The organism is Microcoleus sp. T3_B1 (genome assembly GCF_036700445.1).
GTDB lineage: Bacteria > Cyanobacteriota > Cyanobacteriia > Cyanobacteriales > Microcoleaceae > Microcoleus.
Window position 1 is genome coordinate 22,824 of the sequence record NZ_JAUBOX010000033.1, and the last position, 21,085, is coordinate 43,908.

Consider the following 21,085-nt stretch of genomic DNA (forward strand, 5'->3'; position numbering starts at 1 on the left):
TGAAGGCTGGTCAAAACGTGCAAAAGCCTTTCATCCCCAGACTAAAGTCACCGGGATGAAAGGCTTTTATGTTGTAATATTGTTTCCGATACTTTTTTGCTAACATTTGCTAACAAATACATAAGTTGAGATCCTATCTCAACCAAGGCGTATCAACCGATGCCCGTAGAAATTTCTACAAGCACTTATATTCTTGCCTTCAGCTTGGTTATCGCTTACAGCCCCACGCCAATCTGATTATTTGCTTTGATAATGTAGAGGCAACTTATTTATATAGCGGTTGCGTACTACCAAGGTTTTTCACCTACATCTGAGTGGCTAAATTCATTCTATATGACATGAAGACCAGAAGGCAAATGTAAGTGATTGTTAGCAAATGTAAGAAAAAGTCTTACTGTTAATCAACCTTCAGTAGCCGATCGAACTTATGGAACTAAACTTGGCCCTATGGGAAGGCAGTTACCAAAATCAGACTCAGCAATGGTTACGGTGGTGGGATAGCGAGGGGAATTTGTTGCTGACGGGGTTGGTGGTATATTGGCGATCGATCCAGATCTGATTTTAGCCTTGGTGGTTGCTGTATTTTTTGAGGCTTTAGGGAAATAAGGCGGGCGAGGGGAAGGAGTTGCAGGCGATCGCATTCACCTGTCGGGAAAAAATGTAACCTTCCTGTTGAGTGGCTGCAAATAACCTTTTCTACATAGGGCAACGGTTTGAGATTCTTTTTGCGAGATGTCTATTAGCAATTAGTCCTTAGCTATGACCTAGGCTTACCGACAAAGAAAGCTAAGGGAGAATTATCACCACAAGATAACCGAACTTTAGAACCAATGGGAAAAACATTTCCTGTGGTTGTGAGGGCATATAACTTTTCGCCCGAAGGTGTTTTTAAACAATAACGATTTTCTCTACCTAAAAACTGACGATCGCAAACCACAACAGCCGAATCTTCATCTAAGTATAAACTCAAGTCTTCCTGCCGGATCATCAATTCTCCTTCAGTAGAAACATCACAAGGAACTTGTGAAGATGAATATCCTTTAACAGCAAAACAACCTACTTCTGTTTCCCAAAAATCCTGCTTCAGCGATGCAGACACAAAATTAGCTTGCGTCACAAACTCAGCCACAAATCGAGATGCAGGTTCTTGATAAACTTCCTCTGGAGTGCCAAACTGTTCTAATTGGCCTTGACGCATCACCGCTACCCAATCGGAAATCGAAAGTGCTTCTTCGCGATCGTGGGTGACAAATACACCAGAGGTTCCCGTTGCTTTGAGAATCTCGCGGACTTCCTGACGCAATCTTAACCGTACTTGTACATCTAAATTACTCAATGGTTCATCTAGTAAAATAATCGCAGGTCTAGGGGCTAACGCACGGGCCAGGGCTACTCGCTGTTGCTGACCCCCGGATAATTCATGGGGATAACGGTTTTCCAATCCTTCTAATCCCACCAACGCTAATGCTTCGGTGACACCTTTCTGAATATTATGCTTTGACTCTTTTCCTTGATGCGTCAAGCCAAAAGCTACATTTTTCGCGACTGTCAAATGGGGGAAGAGTGCATAGTCTTGAAACACCATACCAATGTCTCGCTGTTCCGGCGGCACTGACATATTAACACTGGCTACAGTTTTCCCTGCTAGGGCGATCGTCCCTGCTTGTAGCTGTTCAAAACCCGCAATTAACCGCAGCAACGTTGTTTTCCCACAACCCGATGGCCCCAACAACCCCAGTATATCTCCTTGATGTAATGTCAGGGTGACAGATGCCACCGCAGGTGATGCTGCTTGGGCATACTGTTTTGTTACACCATCCAACTGCAGAATTATAGGTGGAGCCATTATTGCCATAAATAATCAACAACTTACTATTCTACAATAAACCTGTTTAGTGATATAAATTGTCAGAAAGACTTGACAAATGTTTACACGTACTGATAAACTAGCAAGCTAGACAATTTACTAGCGATGAAAAATTCCCAAAAATCACTACAGCAAACAGGAATCAGGACAATCCAATGGCTATCGACCTTACGCGGTTTATCCGCTAGTGGGTGGACGCTTGCGGTTATTGCTTTAGCATTGCCGATCGCCATACCAGTTTTCAGTGTCTTATCCAGTATCTTTGTGGAAGCTAAAGATACATGGCAACATCTAACCGATACAGTTTTAACTCGTTATATCATCAACTCTTTTTGGTTAATGATCGGTGTAGGCTTTGGTGTTGTCGTGATTGGGGTAGGATGTGCGTGGCTAGTAACAATGTGTCGCTTTCGGGCCAGTCGCGTATTTGAATGGGCATTACTGTTACCCTTAGCGGCCCCAGCTTATGTGCTAGCTTATACTTATACAGACTTTTTAGAATTTTCAGGCCCAGTTCAAAGTGCTTTGCGTTATATTTTTGGCTGGAGTTATGGAGACTATTGGTTTCCTAACGTGCGATCGCTCCCTGGAGCAATCTTAATGCTAATCTTAGTTTTATATCCCTACGTCTACCTATTAACAAGAGTTGCCTTTTTGGAGCAATCAACTTGTACCCTAGAAGCTAGTAGAATACTCGGCTGTAGCCCTTGGCGGAGTTTTATGACAGTTGCCTTACCAATGGCTAGACCAGCAATTGTTGCAGGTTTAGCACTGGCTTTGATGGAAACTCTCAACGATTATGGTACTGTTCAGTATTTTGGAGTTGATACATTCACCACAGGTATTTATCGGACTTGGTTTGGCATGGGAGAACGAATTGCTGCCAATCAATTAGCTGCCCTGCTATTATTATTTGTTCTGGGTTTAATTTTACTAGAACGCTGGTCTCGAAGTCGGACTAAATATTATCAAGCTAGCAGCCGCTATCGCCAACTACCAACTTATCAACTTAAAGGAATCCGGGAAATTTTAGCGGTAATGGCTTGTTTCCTGCCGCTGTTTTTTGGTTTTTTATTGCCAGCAGGTCTTTTAGGCAAGTTGACTTTAGCTAATTGGCAAGTCACTTTAGATGAACGTTTTTGGATCTTTGCCCGTCATAGTTTAATTTTGGCAACACTGACAGCAATATTAGCCGTAGTTATTGCCTTGATTATGGCTTATGGCTTACGGTTATATCCTAATTTAGGAGTGCAGTTAGGAACTAGAGTTGCGGCAATGGGCTATGCTGTACCTGGTTCTGTGATTGCAGTGGGGATTATGGTTCCCATTGGAAAATTTGACAATCTATTTGATAGTTGGATGCGTGAAAACTTGGGGATTTCTACAGGCTTGTTGTTAAGTGGTACGATCGCAGCTTTGGTATTTGCTTATATAGTTCGCTTCCTAGCTGTTTCTTTAAATGCGGTAGAGTCAAGTTTGAGCAAAATTAAGCCTAATTTAGATGATGCGGCGAGAAGTTTGGGTTATAGCCCGATGCAAACTTTAGTTACAGTTCATACACCAATGATGACGGGAGGTTTACTAACGGCCATGATGTTAGTATTCGTTGATGTAATGAAAGAGTTACCTGCTACTATAATTATTAGACCTTTTAACTTTGATACCTTGGCTGTGCGAACTTATCAACTTGCCTCAGATGAGCGATTGGCGGAAGCTTCTGGCCCAGCCTTGGCAATTGTTTTAGTGGGGATGTTACCGGTTATTTTATTAAGTTGGAAAATTGCGCGATCGCGCAAGTCTTCAACACTATAACCGCCAAATCTCTTCCCTGCTTGCACAGGTGATTGATTCTTTTAAAGCTATAGTCCGACAGGGGTTGAAACCCCTGTCTCATAGCGAAAGTCGTCTGAAGACGACTATACAGCTAGGATTTCAGTCGGTTTCAACTCACATCTTGCACCACTCTCAATTACTTGTTTAGGAACAGGCTTTTCGGCCTGTTCCACAAGAAAATCTACTGTTTGTGGAACGGGCATCTTGCCCGTTCTTGACAATGGTGCAAGATGTCGGTTTCAACCGACTTTAGCTATTAGACAGGGAATAATTTATTCCCTGGCGGGTTTCAGGAGAATGTATCAACCCTTCTTCCATCTTCCTTTTTCCTTCATAAATTAAGATGATTAATAAAAACTTAGCAATGTTTAACCGCACTACTGGCACAATCTCCTTCTTACTGCTTACTATTTTTGTCACCTTTGGATGCCAAAAACAGGCGGCCAGCCCTCTCGAAACATTACAAAAAACTAAGCAATGTCCAGGATGTGACCTGACTGATACTAAGTTAAGTGACATTGATTTAACAAGTGCTAATCTCAACGGTGCTAAGTTGGAAGGTGCTATGCTAGAAAATGTCAAACTTAATGAAGCCTTACTCGATAGCGTCAATCTCAAAGGTGCAAATTTAAAAGCTGCTTCTCTGGAAAAAGCAGGTTTATTTTCTGCTGATCTCACAAATGCTGATTTGAGTAATGCAAATCTCAAGGGGGCTTTTTTGCGAGGGGCAAAACTGAATAATGCCAATCTTAGTAATGCCGATTTAAGTGAAACTGACTTAAATAGTGCTGATTTGACTGGGGCAAACCTGAAAGGGGCCAACCTGAAAGGCGCTATCATGCCGGATGGTAAAATTAAAAATTAAAGTTTATGGGATTCGGCGGTTTCAACCGCCGAATCACAAAGAGTAGCTTCTTGTTCAAAAAGCCTCTATTTCCATCCTGCCCGATCGGCAACCTTTAAAGCTTCGGGGTTATTTTTCCCAAACACATCAGGGTTGAGAGGGTCAGATTTGAATGTACCAAAACTTGCCACTACAGGATCGATCGCCACACCTGAAATCACAGGGTATTCGTTATTACTCCTAGCAAAAATTTGTTGCGCTTCGCGACTGGCTAAGTGTTCCAAGAATTTGGTCGCGCCTGCTTTGTTACGGGAGGTTTTGACTACACCTCCACCACTAATATTGACGTGGGTACCGCGATCGCGCTGGTTCGGGAAAAATACACCTACTTTCGCCGCGATCGCTTTTTCTGCTGGATCTTTCGATTTCATTAAGCGAGCTACATAATAGGTATTAACAATGGCAATATCGCCTACCCCATCAGCAACAGCCTTGATTTGCGCCGTATCATTTCCCTCTGGAGGACGCGCAAAATTAGCCACCAATCCTCGTGCCCAAGCTTCTGTTTTTTGAGCTCCATGAACCGCTAACATAGCCCCAACCAGAGACTGATTATAGATATTAGTGGACGATCGCACTAAAACTTTGCCTTTCCACCGAGGTTCTGTCAGCGCCTCATAGGTTGACAATTGGGTCGGGTTCACCTTGCTTTTGTTATAAACAATCACCCGTGCCCGGCGCGATAGACCAAACCAGAAACCTTGAGGATCTCGCAAACTTGCTGGAATTGCCGATGTCAGGATTGTTGAAGAAACAGGTTGCAGAATACCTGCTTGTTTTGCCCGCCACAAACGCCCACCATCCACCGTGATAAAAACATCAGCAGGGCTATTTGCACCTTCACTTCTGATCCGTTCAATTAGTTGGTCAGCATCCGCCTCAACGAGGTTAACCTTGATCCCAGTTTTTTTGGTGAAGCTTTGGTACAACTCATTATCAGTGTCGTAGTGACGTGCTGAATAAAGGTTGAGAGTCCCGGTTTGGGCTGCGACAGGGGCTTTTTTGCTTAGTTCCCCCACGGCCACGACAGCCATTGCTGTACCGCTGGCAAGAAAAATACGCCGAGAAATGCTCATTGTTCTATAATGATAGATTTTTTCATCTGGTAATTGACACGATGGTCTCTCTACAGCCATCTATAGTCAGTGCTTTACTATATTAATGCAAGTAATTCTTATTTGATGATCGAGATCGTAACTATTTTAGGGCTGACGCACTGCTGGTCAATCGATTTTAGATTTTAGATTTTAGATTTTAGAGGCGACCCCACGGATAAATGCTCTTTCTTGAGGATTTTCGATTTTCGATTTTGGATTGATTCCACGGATAAATCACGTGGCGGGTACCACCTTTGAAATTCGTGGTCAGAAATCCGGTCTCGACTTCGCTCAACCGGCAATTTTTTTTTACGCAAAGACTTTTTTATAAGCTGTCGGGCATCTTGCGTTGTATTTTTCGGGCGGGCGGGACGCCCAACCCCTACTCCCCACAACAATTTCATCTGAGATGTTGCACCATTCTCAATAAGCCTTTTATGAACAGGCTGGACGGCCTGTGAAGCGAGAAAACTCATTCTTTGTGGAACGGGCCCCAGAGCCCGTTCTTGACAATGGTGCAGCATCTGAGATCCTAAGCTGTCAGGCATTTAAATTGCATATTCAGGGCGGGCGAGACGCCCACCCCACAAGACTTAGATTGTTTGTTGACATTCTATTTAAATGCTGAACAGCTTACGGATTATTTGTGTCTAATTAGCTCGTAAATTTCCACATAGTCTTTAGCTGGATAGTTCCACGAATTGTCACAATTCATGCCTTGAAGCATGAGTTTTTCAAATTCATCATGATAGTCATACCACAATCCGATCGCGCGATCGAGCGCCGACTCTAAAGCGTAGTAGTCGCTTTGGTAAAACACGTAACCGTTGCGTTCTTCCGGTAGGTGGCGGGTGTCGTAATCTCGATCGAACACAGTATTCACCAAACCGCCAACTCCCCGCACCACAGGAACAGTGCCGTACCTCAACCCGATCATCTGAGTCAGCCCGCAGGGTTCGTAATTACTGGGAACCACAATCATATCCCCACCGGCGTAAATTAAGTGCGACAGTTCCTCATTAAAACCTAGTTCTAAATGGCAGTCTGGATTATCATTTAAAAACTGTCTTTCGTGCTGGAAATGCGCGTTAATTCCCGCTTCCGTCGCGGAACCCAAAAGCACGAATTGCGCTCCCTTACTCAGAGAGTAATAAATTGCATGGTGGACGAGATGAACGCCTTTTTGGTCGTCCAAACGACCGATAAAGGTAATAATAGGCTTGTCAGCATCGCGCAGTAACAGCCGATCGCGCAAAGCTTTTTTTGTTTTGGCTTTTCCTGCCAAATCCTCCTGATTGTAGTGGTGAGGAATATAGCGATCGCCATCGGGATTCCAGACATCATAATCAATGCCGTTGAGCACCCCGCGAAACTTCTCTTGATATAAATGCAATGTGTGGCCCAAACCGTAGCCACACTCGCCCATATGAGCTTCCCAAGCGTGGTGCGGCGAAACTGTGGTGACAAAGTTCGAGTAAACAATCCCACCTTTCATAAAGTTGATAGCAAAAGGGTTAAAGTTATCTCGGAGGCGATCGTAATCAAAATAATAATCCGGTCTGTGCAAACCCGTTGCTTGCAAAATATCGCTACCTCCCATGCCTTGATGTTTGAAATTGTGAATGGTATAGCAGACTCGCTGATATTCCATCCAATTGTATTTGTAAATTTCAAACAGCAAGACTGGCACCAAACCAGTTTGCCAATCATGACAGTGAATCACATCGGGACGTTTGTTGCTTCTGAGCAAAAATTCCAAAGCGGCTTTGCTGAAAAATGCAAACCGCATATTGTCGTCATTGCACCCGTAATAACAGCCGCGATTAAAAAAGTTATCTTGAGAGCGAGGTTCGATGAAAAAACACAACTGCCCGTGCACCCAGCCGCACAACACATCGCAGAGGATTTCGCCGCCGTACCAGGGCACAGCCAAATCCCGGTAGGCCTCGTGAAGTCCCCAAATGTGGTCGTACCTCATGCAGTCGTACTTCGGTAGAATAATCTCGACGCAGTGGCCGGAATTCTGTAACTCCCGACTCAAGCCGTAAACTACGTCGCCCAAACCCCCTGCTTTGATGACGGGGGCGCACTCTGAGGCAATTTGTACTATGTACATTTTTTTTTGTCGCTCCTGGATGAATCAAAAAGATATTTTCTTAACATGACAAAGTATATGGTTTCTCGCCAAATAAGCAAGTAGGCCATTGGGAATACAGGGCGATCGGGCTCCCAGAAGCCGAATTTGCGGCGGTTGCGATCGGCGATATCGTTTCGGCATTGCTGCAACTCGATCGCAAATTCCGCAAAACATAACTCATCTTCTCACATTTGTCAACTCAATCTTTTGAGTCAAATCGCCATTTGTCTCGTCTAGTTCCGAATAGCGATCGAATAACTCACTCAAAGCTTCTTCTCCAACAATTTCTCCATTACTGACAAACTTCTCTACCTCCACCGAACCATCACTCAAAAATTCAATTTCCCACCGTTCCCCAGGTACAGCTACAATTACCATCAGAGCTTCATCGCGATGATGCGCTAAACTGTAATCGATAGCCTGTTTTTGCAATTTTTGCAAAAATAATATTACTTGGTCAAATCCATTATTTTTCATCTATCAAATCTCCGATCGCTCAACAATTTGCGAACCATCTTAAAGCCGGGGAGATTTTCTTCAGCACCTCTTTCTATTTGCTCCCATATCATTTCGCTAAATTATTCCCAACTTGGCGAAGTTGCCGGAAGCTGTGCTTGTTTTCTACTACCTTTTTTACCTTTGAGAATCTCAGACACTTTCATGCCTGCAAATTTGTGTGCGATGTTTCTTCCTCCTTATCTTACATAAATCCCACTCATCATTCTCATACCGCTCGACAAAAATGCAACAACTTATCCCAAACCCATAGCATCATTTTCACATACTAATAATTTACCTTTCCCCTGATAATACCAAACATAACCCTCTCCACCGCCTTTGCCAAAATGACCTAATTTTCGATAATCTTCTTCAATCCCCTTGGTAAATCCTTTCACCAAATCGCAATCAGCTATCAAAGTTTCACCTTGTTTGAGTTCGACAACCTTAGCCGGTGAATTTGTAGCAGCTACAACTATAGCTTTTTGCTCGCGCAAAGCTGTAACAGCAATTCTCCACCTACCGTCATTAGAAGCAGCCACTTGTCGGAATTTCAGTTTTTTAGCACCGATAACTACATTGTCCGAACAAAACTGAAATACACCATCATCAAATTCCCACTGCTCTGCATCCAAAAGCTCGATCGGCGTATAATGCAGGAAATTCCCTTTTTGTCTCGGTTCCAGTTTCACCGTACCAGTTCCTTGATATACGGGAGCGTTGTAGTCCATTTCCGTAGTCAACGATACCCACATATCTTTTAAACGGTTATCCGTTTTATAAACACCGGAAGTCAATTTTCCCATACACCAATGCAGCGCACCTTTTTGAATAATCACTCCCGAATTGTTCAAGTGAATTTCCGCTTGCTGAACCAACGGAATATTTTTAGTTGGATGGTAAAACTTGTTGGTTTCTTTATTGATGTTATTTTGGACGTACCACAAATCCGTCGGTTCCAAAAGCTTGATTTCGTATTTCATAATTTACCTCGCCTATTTACGTGAAATGTGTTAAACATTTTACCCAAGATTAGGAGCTTCTGCGCTCCCGGACTTATCTTGGGTAATTTATCTTGTGCAGACATCCTCTGCTACTGTTAAAGTATCTAGCTATCTTAGCAATAGCAGACAGCGCCCCTCCACAATTGTTGAGAAAAATTTATGCCTGCGATCGCACAATCTCCCAATTTACCCATTTTACAAGAAATCAACTCAGGATTACCCCATATTTGCGGCTCCGAAGCAGAAATTAATGCCGCAGCCAATAGCAACGAACCAATCTTTCTACCTACCACAAATCTGCGCCTGGAAAATATTCAAGCCGGATTCGCCTGCGCCCTGCATATGCACCAACCCACCATTCCTGCGGGTGCAAACGGCGAACTGATCTGCAATCTCCAGCATATGTTTGAACATCCCAACCAAGGAGACAACCACAACGCCGGAGTGTTTGCTTGGTGCTATTCTCGCATGGGAGAATTTATCCCCCAACTGATTGCCGAAGGCTGCAACCCGCGAATTATGCTCGACTATTCGGGCAACTTATTGTGGGGATTGCGCCAAATGGGACGCGACGATATCTTTGATAATCTCAAGCGGATTACCTGCGATCCTCAATATCAACCTCACGTAGAATGGCTGGGGACAATGTGGAGTCACGCCGTCATTCCCTCAACTCCCATTCCCGACATCAAACTCCAAATTCAAGCATGGCAACATCATTTTGCCGCTATCTTTGGCATTGATGCCCTGAAGCGCGTCAAAGGTTTTTCGCCCCCAGAAATGCACTTTCCCAATCACCCAGATACACTTTACGAATACATCAAAGCTTTGAAAGAATGCGGCTATCGCTGGCTGATGGTGCAAGAACATTCTGTAGAAAATCCAGACGGTTCGGGATTGTCGCAAGACCAAAAATATATTCCCAACCGTTTAGTTGCCCGCAATTCTCGCGGCGAAACAATCAGTATTACTGCTTTGATTAAAACCCAAGGTTCAGATACGAAATTGGTCGGTCAAATGCAGCCTTATTACGAAGCCAAAGGACGCAATAAACAGCAAATTGGCAATATCACAGTCCCTTCTTTAGTTACTCAAATTGCCGACGGCGAAAATGGCGGCGTGATGATGAATGAATTTCCCAGCGCTTTTGTCAAAGCTTGGCACGAAAACCGCGAACAAGGCGGGGGAAAATCCGGCGTTGTCGGTTTAAACGGCACTGAATATTTGGAGATAATTGAAGCGGCGGGTGTTAATCCTGATGATTATCCCATTTGTCAAGGGGTTAACCAGCACAAAATCTGGCATCTAGTCGATGCTGATAGTGCGACGCCGGAAAAAGTGGAAAGTGCGATCGCCCAACTCAAGCAAACAGACCATAATTTTCACATGGATGGTGCTTCTTGGACTAACGATTTGAGTTGGGTGAAAGGCTACGAAAATGTTTTGGAACCGATGAATCTACTCAGCGCTGCATTTCACAAAAAGTACGATGCGCTGTTGCAGCAAGATGCCACCGTTACCAAGCAGTTTGAATACCAGCAAGCTTTGCTGTACAATTTGTTGCTGCAAACAAGCTGTTTTCGCTATTGGGGACAGGGAACTTGGACTGATTACGCGCGGGAACTTTACAACTGCGGCGCTGCTTTAATGAAATAGGAAAAGTTGGTAATTGCGATCGGGCAAATAGCTTGGATCAATTATTAGCGTTCGTATTTATGCAGGAACACTATATATAGTGTTCCTGCATAAGTCCTGTGTAAAGTGAGGCTCGCAAGATGCACACCCACTAGATGACGTGAGTTTCGTTAAACTTTGGTCAGGAGTTCGTAAATAGCTGTTTTTGTTGTCGTCGATTTGACTACTCCAGCATCCTGGATATATTGCAAGAGGCGTAGGGCTTCTTCAAGTTTGTTGGTAGCATCCATAACGAGTGGATGACGAGACACTTTGAGGTCTTTGATCAAGGTGGAGATTGGCTTGTCTATGCAAAGAGATAGCTGCTGATGGTTGGATTGCTGTCTGGTCATATCTTTTAGACTTTTGAATCACTACATATATAGCTTTACACTCCCATACCTAGTTGGTTCCAAACAAAGGTTAGGAAATTTGTTAGGATTATCTGTTAGGGACTCGATCGTGTGGTAATGATGGTACGCACTCCAGATTCATCCGAAGACTTATTTGCCGAAGCCGCAACTAATTGGGATCTGCAAAAGTTATACAAAGACTTAGCTGTTGCCAAGCGAGAGTTTGCGCCTCACATGAAACGGGAACTCACAGAAATAGAAAAGAAACATCTGCGTGGATTACTGTGTGGTTATAGTCCTGCTGAAATATCTGAAAAGCTATATAAAAATTCTAGAGGAGTGGAAGCTGACCTCTGCAAGACAATATATCGGTATGTAGAACAACTGACAAAACGACAACCCAAGACGCTAAAAAATTGGCGGGATATTCCTGAATGGTTAGAACAAATTGGATACAAAATACAGGTATTTGATGCCGTTGATGGTAAGAAATTGATCGCATTCTCTCCTTCAGATGATTTAAGTGATATTGAACTTGTCTCTGACTTATTGGTAAAAAGAACCTGGAAAAAATCCTTTTTTTCTCATCAAATATTTCAAGAGTATTTGAGTGCCGAAGAATTGGTAAGCTCTCAACAGGGTTGTCAGCAACTCGTCCTTCACATAACTGAACCACGGTGGCGACAAGTATTTTTGGAGGCTTCTAATAAATTGTCTGCAGCAGATAGTTTATTTCAACTAATGAAGCAACAAGTTGATATGCTCATCACTACTGATAAAAAACTCCAGGCATTTCTCAGGTGGGTAAGTAAAAAATCGAATTCAGTGAATGTTTCTTACAAACCAGCAGCCGTTCGTCTTTTTTACCTTACCCGCGCTCGCGCTATTGCTATGGCCAGCGACCCAGACTGTGCTGTTGGCGGCGCTATTGGTAGCCTTATTGAGGTTACTACCACTAACACTATTGCCACTGGCTTGGATATTGATATCAACACTAGAACTGACCTAGACATTTCTATCGACTATATAAGTGCTATTGCTATTAGTAGAGCGATTGCTACCAATACAGCCATTAATATTATCAATTCCGATCTTATTCTCAATGCTATCACTAAAACTCTCGATGAGTTCCTAAAACAAAATACTAATTCTGAGTTTAATGAAGCAATTGAAGAGTTTAAAAATTACTTACCTATTTCAAATAGAGAGATATTTAGGGAATGGTGGCTAAACAATGGTTTAGAGTGGACTAAAAACTTAAGAGATGTGATAATTCAGTATCGTGATATCGGTCAGGACTGGCAGTTCACAGAATCGCAAAAAGAATTGCTTGTTCAGTATTATCAGGCTAGTAAATTTTTGATGGAATGCCTAAACAGTGGTTGTAACGTCTCACCTGAAGTCCGATCGCACATCGAAGACAACCTATTTTTACCCCTTAATTCCTCGCTCAGCTAGAAAAAACAGGGGAAAAGATGCTCAAGCTGACCGGGACTGTCACTCCGTCAGAGTTGAGTCTCAATTTCCCCATGCCCGATGCCCGATTCCCGATTCCCGATTCCTACATTTCCTGCATCAACCGCAAATAGTTTTGCCGCATTTGCGTCATATTTTCCATCATTCTATTAGCCATATCTTTCTCAACATCGCTCATTTGCTGCCAAAATAAAGCCGATCGCCTCGCCATAATTGCTTCTTCCCAAAGCATCTCCAAAAGTTGCGCCGCCATTGGGTTTTCAGCATCGATAATCCCACACAATTGCTCGAAAGCCCGGTTGGCTTCGGTGTGAGTGCTAACATCCTGAACCAGGCTTAGGCATTTTTTGAGTTGTACGATCGGGTTTTCAGAAGAGTAAGCCATAATTTCACGAAGATAAGCGACAAAATTTACAATGATACCTTTGACATTACAAGAGTTGTGACACAGCCGTACAGTTCCCTAAATACCAGCGCCAAGGCAAATCCATTCCTTGAGAAATCCCGATCCGCGTAGTTTGCACAAAATTTATTGTACCCTCCTCCACAGCTTGCTGAAAGCGCTCGCTCCGGTGTTCCAACCGCAGCGGTTGGCCTGCACCCAAGGGAAAACCGCTTAAAGTTCGATCGATCCCCAGTACCTTACACAGTTTCCCAGGCCCGGCGGCGAGGCGCGATCGCTTCTTCTCAGGAATTGCAGCGAATTCTTTGGGAACCACATCTACCTGCAAAGCTCGAATCAGCACAGCACTAGCAACTCCCTCTGCATCCGTCACGACATTAAAGCAATGGTACATCCCGTAGATTAAGTAAACGTAGCTCATACCCGGAGGCCCGAACATCACCTCATTGCGAGGAGTTCGCTTTCGGTAAGCGTGACAAGCGGGATCTCCTGGGCCGTAAGCTTCGGTTTCGACAATAATTCCCCGAATCGTCTCGCCGTCAGGAAACTGCCGCACCAACGAACATCCCAGCAAATCTGGCGCTACGCTGGTAGATGGCCGCGCCAGCCAAAAAGATTCTACAATCTGAGTATTTGCACTCACTCAACAACAGCAGGTAAATTATGGACGTTAAGTTAGTTTTAGCAGTCTTGACAGCAGTTTTCACGGTTTGCTGTTTGTTCTTCGGCACAAAAAACGGATTCTACGATACTGACAAGTATCACGGTAATGGTTCTGCTCACTAATTTTAGGCGATTGTTAGTTGCTTAAAAAAACCGCCGCCTGTCAGTCAGGCGACGGTTTTTTTTTATGAACCACAGAGGCCACAGAGGACACAGAGAAAGAGAAAAGAGAGAGCAGAAAGAATGAAAAGAAGTTGACAAATGATGAGACAGCAGATTGCTGTATTTGCTGCAATTAAGGATGAATTGTGCCATCTGGCATTTTAGCTTCTTGCAAGCTAGCATTTGAGAAGTCCGCGCATCCCATGAGGTTGAAACGCATTGTGGCTCCTCGATCCGTTGCTTTCATATTGAAACCAACTACTGCATTTTCTGGGTTATTCTGTTCTGGAACAGCGGTGACATTAAAATCCATATTTGCTTCTTTTTCATTAGCCTCAAGGTTGAAAGTGATGCCGGCACAGCCCAAATCAGCTCCCGTCAGGTTGGCTTTATTTAAGTTGGCATTTTTGAGGTTGGCATTGGCTAATTTGGATCCTGATAAGTTAGCACCTTCTAAGTTGGCTCCCTGCAAGTTGACTCCTTGCAAGTCTAATCCTTTTAGGTTGGCCTTGCTGAAATTGCATTCGGGACACTGTTTGGTTTCCAGCAATTGCTTGACTTGATTTTGTTGATTTGAAAAAGTTAGATATTTTGCCGCAGTAAATATAACTGCGATCGACAATCCAGCAGTAACTAAATTTTTTAATTTCATAAATATCCGAAAGGCTTAGGGGGTTTTCTATCGCGGTTAATAGATTTCTACAATAGTGCGATCGACCTCTCCAGAATTCCCCCACTAAAATTGCAGGCATCTCCCACAAGCACTCTGGTGCAATTAAACACCACCGGACTTATAAATCCCGCATCCTTTGCCTCGCCAGTGCTGCTTTGAGCTTCGGACTCGTCCGCTCGGTCTGCTTCACTTTGCCTTGCTCAGTCCACAAACCGAATTTATTCTTACCCGAAGGCGCGCATTTGCCTATACCTGCAGACTGAAATAAAAGAAACTTTATTTATATCCCTGGAATGAGTAAATTTTCGAGAGACTTGAGGATGATTAATATACAAACGCAATACCGTACCTGCGCTGTTAAGTTCTCAGCAACTACTTTGGTTAAAATTGCTTTGAGACAATTAATTTAATCTAAAAACTGTTGGCAGCAGCTCAGGTTCCTCAACCTCGCCAGAACACACCACCTATAATCCCGACAATTCGGAGCGGTAATGAACACAATCAAACCCGAACCCCAAAGATCGCGCTTCATGGCTCTGCTGCTGACAACGCTGCTGACCTTTCCCTTTGTGAGTGCTTGCGGTTCTGACGAGCGAAGTGTCGCTCCCCCGCCTCCTGTTGACAACACTCGCGCTGGAGGAGTGCAAACTAATCGCGCCCCCACTCCTTCCCCACAAGCGAAAAAAGGACTGAGCAATGCTCAAAAAGTAGGGATTACTTTAGCAGGAGCAGCCGCCCTTTACTACATCTACAATCAGCACAAAAATAAACAAGAAAAGGGACCCCAGGGAAAACATTACCTTTCCAAAAACGGTCGCGTTTACTACCGCGATGCCCAGAATCGCGCGGTCTGGGTAACGCCCCCGCCGGGAGGAATTACAGTTCCGGAGTCCGAGGCAGTGCGTTACCGCGAATTCCAGGGGTACAACAACCAAAATACCGGTCGAGACCTTACTACCTTGCCGGAAGCTACAAGTCCTGTTCCCGCACAGTAGTCTAAGCATTTGAGATTTTAGATTGCAGGTTCCCTGACTTTCAATTAAATCTGGGATTCCCAATCTAAAACAGTCGTTTTTCAACACATAAAAAAGAGGAACTTTATCATGGTAGACGGATTTTTGCGGAAGTTAAAAGATGCGATCGTCGGGCCAGACAGCGAGCAACTCGATCCTGATGGCAATTACCAAGATGCCTCCAATGCCGGACAGTACGGCAACGTGACTCCAGCCAGCCAAGACCCCTATGGCGACCCGGCTGAGTACGGAGAGTACGGCAACCTGACTCCAGCCAGCCAAGACCCCTACGGCGACCCCGCAGACTACGCCGGTTCTGGAGAGTACGGCAACCTGACTCCAGCCAGCCAAGACCCCTACGGCGACCCCGCAGACTACGCCGGTACTGACTACGGACAGTTCGGCAACCTGACTCCGGCCAGCGAAGACCCCTACGGCGACCCCGCAGACTACGTAGCGGATGCTGGAATGTTCGGCAATGTGAGCCCGGCCAGCGAAGACCCCTACGGCGACCCGGCGGATGAGGAAGGGTTTAGTTAAGTCAGTTGGCTAGAAAATTTACCTGGTAAGCAACACCCCTGCGGGGGTGTTTTTTTGTTGCGAAATACCAAGAGTGAGCGAAAGATGAGCACAAAAGCGAACTCTTGAGGGGAGAGAGAATCTGAAACCCTTAACGGACAAGAGAATTGTTAAACGGAGAGGGTGGGATTTGAACCCACGGTGACATCACTGCCACACTCGGTTTCAAGCCGAGCGCATTCGACCACTCTGCCACCTCTCCTGGCGCATAAATTTTATCATACCAGCAAATGTCTCTAACTACAAATAGCTGCAGATTCAGTGCGCCGATAAAGAATTTGTTCTCTTTCTACCGCGAAATCTTCGCCTACCCATACCAGAGACACTTCCGACACTGCTCCATTTTCCAGCAGGACGATCGAGAAATTCCGCAGTTTCGAGCACTCTCTCTCCACAATTCGCGGTACGCTGGCCGCATTCAAATAAACTGTACCCTCCGCACTCACCTCCAGCGACTTCCGCAACTCCTGCTTCGTGTGCCGCAGTTTGTGGTGCATATGACCAAAAGTTACCAGAGGTATCTGCTTCCCAGAACTCCGAGTTCGATCGATCGCCTCCGCAAAATCCGGGTCGCCCCAATCCCCTCCCAGCGGCTTCCAATCTCGCCCGCAGGGGTCTTCAGGAGCCTCTCCTAGCCCCGTCGGACCCGTGTGACCCAAAAAAATCACATTTTCGCAATCGGCATCCGCCGCAGCCCCTGCTATGCGCCGCGCCGACTCCTCAAAACTCTCTACCCCAAACCACTCCGAGTAAAAATCTCCGTACTTCCACTCCGAGCCCCCCCAAGTAAACGGGCGGCTTCCCACCACAGTTACGCCCAATTCTGGAAAATCCCGTTTCCCGTAACCGACGTGAGCTTCTCCCATTAAATCTAACTGCTGTTTTACCCAATTTTCTTGAGTGCGATCGTAAGGACACTGACTGCGGCCCCACTCTGTCGCCGTGTACCAAGCGTCGTGGTTCCCAAACACCGCTGCTTTCGGAATGTCCAATTGGGCGATCGCCCGCACCACCTCCACCGACTCATTGCCAAAATCCCCCACAAACAGCACCAAATCAACGCCCAGATGCTTCAGGGCCTCGCCGTCTTCAGGTTCCCAGCGATCGTGAACATCCCCAACCACCGCAATTTTGATAGATTTAGCCTCATTCATGTGATTTGCGTTCGTTCGTTCGATCCCTTACCGCTTAAAAATTCCTACTAAACTTACCAATTTTCGGCAAATCCAGCCTTCACTAATTATACAGTGCAGCCTCTCCCAGGGAATTGGAGATTTGAGATTGGAGATTTGAGATTTGCTCAGCTTTCTTCATCTTTCACTCCAGGGCGCAAAAATTCTCTCCCCCTTTGACATGAGAAGCGATTGGCCTGAAGTTAAGCCCGTTAATCACCGACTCCAACGCCATAAAACTCAAGCGAGTCGGGACAGAACCCCTAGACTGAATTATTCCTCCCTATCAGGTTCCCCCGACCTTTCTTCATCTTCAATTGCAAATTCGCTGATGTAATCTCGCACGACACGCTCGAAGAACAGGGTGGCCGGTAAGCTCGACCAGTCGCTGTAGTGACCGAAACCATAGCGCAGAGATTCAACCAGTGCAGCAAGGCGATCGGGATTGTCATTTTCTTGTCGCAAGGTAACAACAATCTCAAGGGGATTGGGAGTTGTCCACTGACCCAAAAACGGCGGTTTGCTTGCGATTTGGTCAACTTTTAATTTAGCTTTATTTAAAAATTTGCCTTTGGACTCATCAGATTTCTTGGCAGCTTCGTCAACTTTTAAATCAGCATTATTTAAAAGTTTGTCTTGAGAATCATCAGCTTTCTTGGCACCTACGTTAATTTTTGTTGAGCGATAGCAACTTTGACCGCGTAATTTACCTGGTTTTTCATTTCGTACAGATAGATAAGCAACACAACCCGTTTGATTAGTTGCGCTTAGTCGAAATAATCCCTTTACACTAGAGGCTGAAGGAATTTCAAGGGTTGAAGTCAGTTCTTTTTTTGTCCGCGTATCTTCCAGAGAAGTTTCTGTTAAATATCGGACTTTTTTATCGATAATTCCAGGGGCGAGGTCTTGGCGAATCCGAATTATCCGCGCGCCTTTCCATTCTTGCTCCATATGTTCGTGCAAGGGGCTTCCCGACTGGGTTTCAAAATTAATCTGATTTGCATTCATTTTAGAATCGGCAAGCCAAGACCAAAGTTTCACGCAGTTGGAAGAATCGATCGTAACTAATGGTTGATTTCCCTCCTCTACAGAATTGGAAATAATCTGCTTGACAAATTCCATGAAACGATTCCGACGCACATCTTCTTTGTCAGCCAGTTTCACGGGGGAGATTTGGGAAATGAAGGCGATCGCATCAGAAAACTTGCTCCAAGGACTGATTTGTAAACTATTCCTATCATAAGCACAGCACAGTTCGCACTCGCCTGTCTCCACGTTGAGACGCATAGCAACTGGTAAAAATGTCTTCTCAATAGAGCCGCGAGTGCGACCTTTCTGTTTGCGGACGATCGTAATCCCAATAATTTCTTTTGGTCTGGCTTCTTGAGGAGTATCTTTTAGCCATTTGTCAACCTTTTCTTTGACATCATCAATGCGGCCAGAATGAGCCCAAAGTAAGTCTTTTAGAGCCGCTTGCACTCGATGGGAAAAATTATCGAGGTTGAGAATATTTTTGTCCTTACTTTTTTCAATCGGTAGCAGAAACTGCACGCAAGAACCAGCGATTTTAGCCAGTGCTTGACGGGATGAGGGTTTATTCACCGAATCGTCATGTTTGTTGTCTGGATACCATTCCCGTGCCATTACCAGGCAAAAAGTTCGCTGTTTGCGTAAAGCAAGTTGTTGGACGATCGACTCCCAGGCTTTTATGCGGTTTTGCGATCGCTCTTTCGCTTTCAAATTTGCACCTGGCAATGACTCTCTCGGCCCGTGAGTGTTTGCTGGCAAACGATTAGCCATGAGTTCGATCGCATCACCCCAGAGAACTGGAATCATTGCTTGCAGCAGTTTCACTTCGGTTTGGCATTGTTCTTCGTAAAAGACAACAAGCAACAGTCTTTCGTTAGGATATAGCCGACGCATAGCTTCCTGGTTTGCCTGAATCATCGCCTTGAGTTCTTTTAATTGACAAACCAATTTAAGGGCTTTTCTGCCTTTTGCAATATTATCTAAATTGGTATCAAGGTGTTTAGTGAGCAAGCTGTTTAACTCATTGTCCTCAAAGCTTTCTAGATATTTGGGAGTCAAATCATAGCAGTCGTCTTTTTCGAGAACTTCTAAAGCAGCACCTAACAGAGTAGGCAAATTAATCATGCGTGAAGCTGTATCATCTAATTTGTGGCTTTCACCTCTCTTAAATTTTACAGGATAGTAATTATCAAAAGCTTTAAAACCGATAGGTTCAAGAATTGTGGCTATCGCCTCAAAAGCTTCTAATTTATCAATTTCCGGTACACCAGCATCAATTCCGTGTTTTCCTTCTTGCAGTCGGTTGCGGTAAGTTAATACTACTTTACAGCTATCCGTTGAAGCTTTCCCCAAAGCAATTTGGGAACCATCAATATTTTGACCGTTAGGGGTTTTCAGCGGGAGTTTTAGCTTGCCGCGCAAGGCTTCAAAATCTTTATCGATCGCCCAAAACCAATTTTTCTTTTTGTCGGGTTGATTTTTCTCAGGTTTTTCGGAATCGGAAAGCACCGTGTAGCGAAAGGTGCGATCGCTATAATCATCAGAAAAGACAAAGCCGCTAATATTTGCTGAGTTATAGCGTGCAGGTTGTAACCCACTTAACCAGCGGCGTTTGGAAACATCTATCTTCAATAAAGGCTGGTGCAAAGAAGGATAGGTTACAACTTCTAAGCGTACCACCAGACTGAATGTTCCTGTAGTGTCGGGTAGAGTAATGGGATCGGTAATCAATTCTGCCATCCCAGTTGTGAGGCTACCACTGCTGGAAATAACCCGCTTCATTGTTCCTAGCCCCTGAAAAATCTCTTTTCCGGCGATCGCACGAGCTGCATAATCGACTAACACGCGATAATCATAATTGTTGCTGTGTTTTGTAGTTCCTGTATTTGGATTCCATTTCCAAGGTAAAACTTGAGACTCAGACGGAGTAATTGTTAACAACTCCTTTCGATCGTGCAAATCTTCCAAACGGTCGATAACTTCCACTAGCCCATCTTCTTTTTCAGCAAAAGGTTTTAGGAAATTTGTTATCCACTCGTTGATAATTGGGCGTAACGCTTTCTGGATATCTTGTGTACTTTCGGAATTTAAGTAAGCAAATGGTTCCGGCTCATTTACACTTTTAGAATTCAACGAATAGTTACTCAAACCTACATTTGACTGAATCCGTGCGGCACTGTCAAGTCCTACTTCTAACAAACCTCGCAGCGAGGCATAAGGGAGATTTTTGATGGCTGAATCGCCCTTGCAAGCAGCTTTTTGGATAGTTGAAAGCTCATGTAAAGCAGATTTTGTCCAACCTAGTGTCAAGCCTTTGACTGTTACTGGCTCGATATTATCTGGCACGGTAAAAGCTAGGGTAATTTCTTTCAGACTCTTATTCGCAAGAGGAATGTAAAGAGTGTCTGAAACCACAGTAGCTTCAGTTTCTTCGTCATCATCGGATTCGATTTCGTCAAAAATGTCGTCGTTCATGGTTGCATCTCCAATAATAGTGGTTTCCTTTATAGTCCTGGACGCATGGGGGCCAGAAACCGGGTTTTTTTAC

Annotated in this window: 18 protein-coding genes, 1 tRNA gene and 1 pseudogene; 8 read left to right on the top strand and 12 right to left on the bottom strand. The window is 44.5% G+C overall.

Annotated elements, in window-relative coordinates; all coding sequences use genetic code 11:
- Positions 1–439 precede the first annotated feature (439 nt).
- Positions 440–526, top strand: a pseudogene (locus QT990_RS18685) (Uma2 family endonuclease); the annotation flags it as partial.
- A gap of 231 nt (positions 527–757) precedes the next feature.
- Here QT990_RS18685 and QT990_RS18690 read toward each other — a convergent pair.
- On the bottom strand, positions 758–1,846 hold the full coding sequence (locus QT990_RS18690; protein ID WP_333142634.1) for an ABC transporter ATP-binding protein: 1,089 nt from the start codon (positions 1,844–1,846) through the stop codon (positions 758–760).
- A gap of 126 nt (positions 1,847–1,972) precedes the next feature.
- Between QT990_RS18690 and QT990_RS18695 the strand changes: the two genes are divergently transcribed.
- Together QT990_RS18695 and QT990_RS18700 are read left to right on the top strand one after the other, a co-directional pair.
- Complete coding sequence (locus QT990_RS18695) at positions 1,973–3,679, top strand: iron ABC transporter permease (RefSeq protein ID WP_333142635.1); 1,707 nt, start codon at positions 1,973–1,975, stop codon at positions 3,677–3,679.
- 364 nt (positions 3,680–4,043) lie between these two features.
- A complete protein-coding gene (locus QT990_RS18700) occupies positions 4,044–4,565 on the top strand; it encodes a pentapeptide repeat-containing protein (RefSeq protein WP_333142636.1) in 522 nt (173 codons plus the stop codon).
- 65 nt (positions 4,566–4,630) lie between these two features.
- Here QT990_RS18700 and QT990_RS18705 read toward each other — a convergent pair whose 3' ends face one another.
- The 4 genes from QT990_RS18705 to QT990_RS18720 form a co-directional block, all read right to left on the bottom strand.
- Positions 4,631–5,680 carry a Fe(3+) ABC transporter substrate-binding protein gene (locus QT990_RS18705; RefSeq protein ID WP_333142637.1) on the bottom strand — a complete coding sequence of 350 codons (1,050 nt, stop codon included), beginning with the start codon at positions 5,678–5,680 and terminating at the stop codon, positions 4,631–4,633.
- 661 nt (positions 5,681–6,341) lie between these two features.
- Positions 6,342–7,817, bottom strand: a complete 1,476-nt coding sequence (glgA, locus tag QT990_RS18710) for a glycogen synthase GlgA (RefSeq protein WP_333142638.1) — start codon at positions 7,815–7,817, stop codon at positions 6,342–6,344.
- Positions 7,818–8,015: 198 nt separating this feature from the next.
- Positions 8,016–8,315 (bottom strand): hypothetical protein, encoded by a 300-nt coding sequence (locus QT990_RS18715; protein WP_333142639.1) that lies wholly within the window; start codon positions 8,313–8,315, stop codon positions 8,016–8,018.
- A gap of 275 nt (positions 8,316–8,590) precedes the next feature.
- Entirely contained in the window at positions 8,591–9,319 is a 729-nt protein-coding gene (locus QT990_RS18720; RefSeq protein WP_333142641.1) for an AIM24 family protein, read from the bottom strand.
- 180 nt (positions 9,320–9,499) lie between these two features.
- On the opposite strand from QT990_RS18720, the gene QT990_RS18725 reads away from it, so the two are divergent.
- A complete protein-coding gene (locus QT990_RS18725) occupies positions 9,500–10,996 on the top strand; it encodes a glycosyl hydrolase family 57 (protein WP_333465612.1) in 1,497 nt (498 codons plus the stop codon).
- Between the two features lie 149 nt (positions 10,997–11,145).
- Here the strand turns inward: QT990_RS18725 and QT990_RS18730 are convergent, their stop codons facing one another.
- On the bottom strand, positions 11,146–11,367 hold the full coding sequence (locus QT990_RS18730) for a hypothetical protein (RefSeq protein WP_333142643.1): 222 nt from the start codon (positions 11,365–11,367) through the stop codon (positions 11,146–11,148).
- A 117-nt stretch (positions 11,368–11,484) separates the two neighbouring features.
- Between QT990_RS18730 and QT990_RS18735 the strand changes: the two genes are divergently transcribed.
- Positions 11,485–12,825: an NACHT C-terminal helical domain 2-containing protein gene (locus QT990_RS18735; RefSeq protein ID WP_333300704.1), complete on the top strand. Its 1,341-nt coding sequence runs from the start codon at positions 11,485–11,487 to the stop codon at positions 12,823–12,825.
- 103 nt (positions 12,826–12,928) lie between these two features.
- Here QT990_RS18735 and QT990_RS18740 read toward each other — a convergent pair whose 3' ends face one another.
- Complete coding sequence (locus tag QT990_RS18740; RefSeq protein WP_006633230.1) at positions 12,929–13,228, bottom strand: hypothetical protein; 300 nt, start codon at positions 13,226–13,228, stop codon at positions 12,929–12,931.
- 46 nt (positions 13,229–13,274) lie between these two features.
- A complete protein-coding gene (locus tag QT990_RS18745) occupies positions 13,275–13,889 on the bottom strand; it encodes a DNA-3-methyladenine glycosylase (protein WP_333465613.1) in 615 nt (204 codons plus the stop codon).
- A 20-nt stretch (positions 13,890–13,909) separates the two neighbouring features.
- Between QT990_RS18745 and QT990_RS18750 the strand changes: the two genes are divergently transcribed.
- Complete coding sequence (locus QT990_RS18750; RefSeq protein ID WP_006633228.1) at positions 13,910–14,032, top strand: hypothetical protein; 123 nt, start codon at positions 13,910–13,912, stop codon at positions 14,030–14,032.
- Between the two features lie 172 nt (positions 14,033–14,204).
- Here QT990_RS18750 and QT990_RS18755 read toward each other — a convergent pair whose 3' ends face one another.
- Entirely contained in the window at positions 14,205–14,723 is a 519-nt protein-coding gene (locus QT990_RS18755) for a pentapeptide repeat-containing protein (RefSeq protein WP_333465614.1), read from the bottom strand.
- A gap of 512 nt (positions 14,724–15,235) precedes the next feature.
- On the opposite strand from QT990_RS18755, the gene QT990_RS18760 reads away from it, so the two are divergent.
- The gene (locus QT990_RS18760) at positions 15,236–15,739 is read left to right on the top strand and encodes a hypothetical protein (protein WP_333465615.1); all 504 of its coding nucleotides are present in this window, start codon (positions 15,236–15,238) and stop codon (positions 15,737–15,739) included.
- A 108-nt stretch (positions 15,740–15,847) separates the two neighbouring features.
- Positions 15,848–16,297: a translation initiation factor gene (locus QT990_RS18765; RefSeq protein ID WP_333308544.1), complete on the top strand. Its 450-nt coding sequence runs from the start codon at positions 15,848–15,850 to the stop codon at positions 16,295–16,297.
- Between the two features lie 154 nt (positions 16,298–16,451).
- Here QT990_RS18765 and QT990_RS18770 read toward each other — a convergent pair.
- The 3 genes from QT990_RS18770 to QT990_RS18780 form a co-directional block, all read right to left on the bottom strand.
- Positions 16,452–16,538, bottom strand: a tRNA-Ser gene (locus QT990_RS18770).
- Between the two features lie 34 nt (positions 16,539–16,572).
- Entirely contained in the window at positions 16,573–17,490 is a 918-nt protein-coding gene (locus QT990_RS18775; protein WP_333465616.1) for a TIGR04168 family protein, read from the bottom strand.
- A 291-nt stretch (positions 17,491–17,781) separates the two neighbouring features.
- Complete coding sequence (locus QT990_RS18780; RefSeq protein WP_333142651.1) at positions 17,782–21,012, bottom strand: RNaseH domain-containing protein; 3,231 nt, start codon at positions 21,010–21,012, stop codon at positions 17,782–17,784.
- Positions 21,013–21,085: the final 73 nt, after the last annotated feature.

Excerpts from the sequence above, each read along its gene's own strand:
- QT990_RS18690 (WP_333142634.1), bottom strand. The coding sequence starts at position 1,846 with ATGGCTCCACCTATAATTCTGCAGTTGGATGGTGTAACAAAACAGTAT.
- QT990_RS18695 (WP_333142635.1), top strand. The coding sequence starts at position 1,973 with ATGAAAAATTCCCAAAAATCACTACAGCAAACAGGAATCAGGACAATC.
- QT990_RS18700 (WP_333142636.1), top strand. The coding sequence starts at position 4,044 with ATGATTAATAAAAACTTAGCAATGTTTAACCGCACTACTGGCACAATC.
- QT990_RS18705 (WP_333142637.1), bottom strand. The coding sequence starts at position 5,680 with ATGAGCATTTCTCGGCGTATTTTTCTTGCCAGCGGTACAGCAATGGCT.
- glgA (WP_333142638.1), bottom strand. The coding sequence starts at position 7,817 with ATGTACATAGTACAAATTGCCTCAGAGTGCGCCCCCGTCATCAAAGCA.
- QT990_RS18715 (WP_333142639.1), bottom strand. The coding sequence starts at position 8,315 with ATGAAAAATAATGGATTTGACCAAGTAATATTATTTTTGCAAAAATTG.
- QT990_RS18720 (WP_333142641.1), bottom strand. The coding sequence starts at position 9,319 with ATGAAATACGAAATCAAGCTTTTGGAACCGACGGATTTGTGGTACGTC.
- QT990_RS18725 (WP_333465612.1), top strand. The coding sequence starts at position 9,500 with ATGCCTGCGATCGCACAATCTCCCAATTTACCCATTTTACAAGAAATC.
- QT990_RS18730 (WP_333142643.1), bottom strand. The coding sequence starts at position 11,367 with ATGACCAGACAGCAATCCAACCATCAGCAGCTATCTCTTTGCATAGAC.
- QT990_RS18735 (WP_333300704.1), top strand. The coding sequence starts at position 11,485 with ATGATGGTACGCACTCCAGATTCATCCGAAGACTTATTTGCCGAAGCC.
- QT990_RS18740 (WP_006633230.1), bottom strand. The coding sequence starts at position 13,228 with ATGGCTTACTCTTCTGAAAACCCGATCGTACAACTCAAAAAATGCCTA.
- QT990_RS18750 (WP_006633228.1), top strand. The coding sequence starts at position 13,910 with ATGGACGTTAAGTTAGTTTTAGCAGTCTTGACAGCAGTTTTCACGGTT.
- QT990_RS18755 (WP_333465614.1), bottom strand. The coding sequence starts at position 14,723 with ATGAAATTAAAAAATTTAGTTACTGCTGGATTGTCGATCGCAGTTATA.
- QT990_RS18760 (WP_333465615.1), top strand. The coding sequence starts at position 15,236 with ATGAACACAATCAAACCCGAACCCCAAAGATCGCGCTTCATGGCTCTG.
- QT990_RS18765 (WP_333308544.1), top strand. The coding sequence starts at position 15,848 with ATGGTAGACGGATTTTTGCGGAAGTTAAAAGATGCGATCGTCGGGCCA.
- QT990_RS18775 (WP_333465616.1), bottom strand. The coding sequence starts at position 17,490 with ATGAATGAGGCTAAATCTATCAAAATTGCGGTGGTTGGGGATGTTCAC.
- QT990_RS18780 (WP_333142651.1), bottom strand. The coding sequence starts at position 21,012 with ATGAACGACGACATTTTTGACGAAATCGAATCCGATGATGACGAAGAA.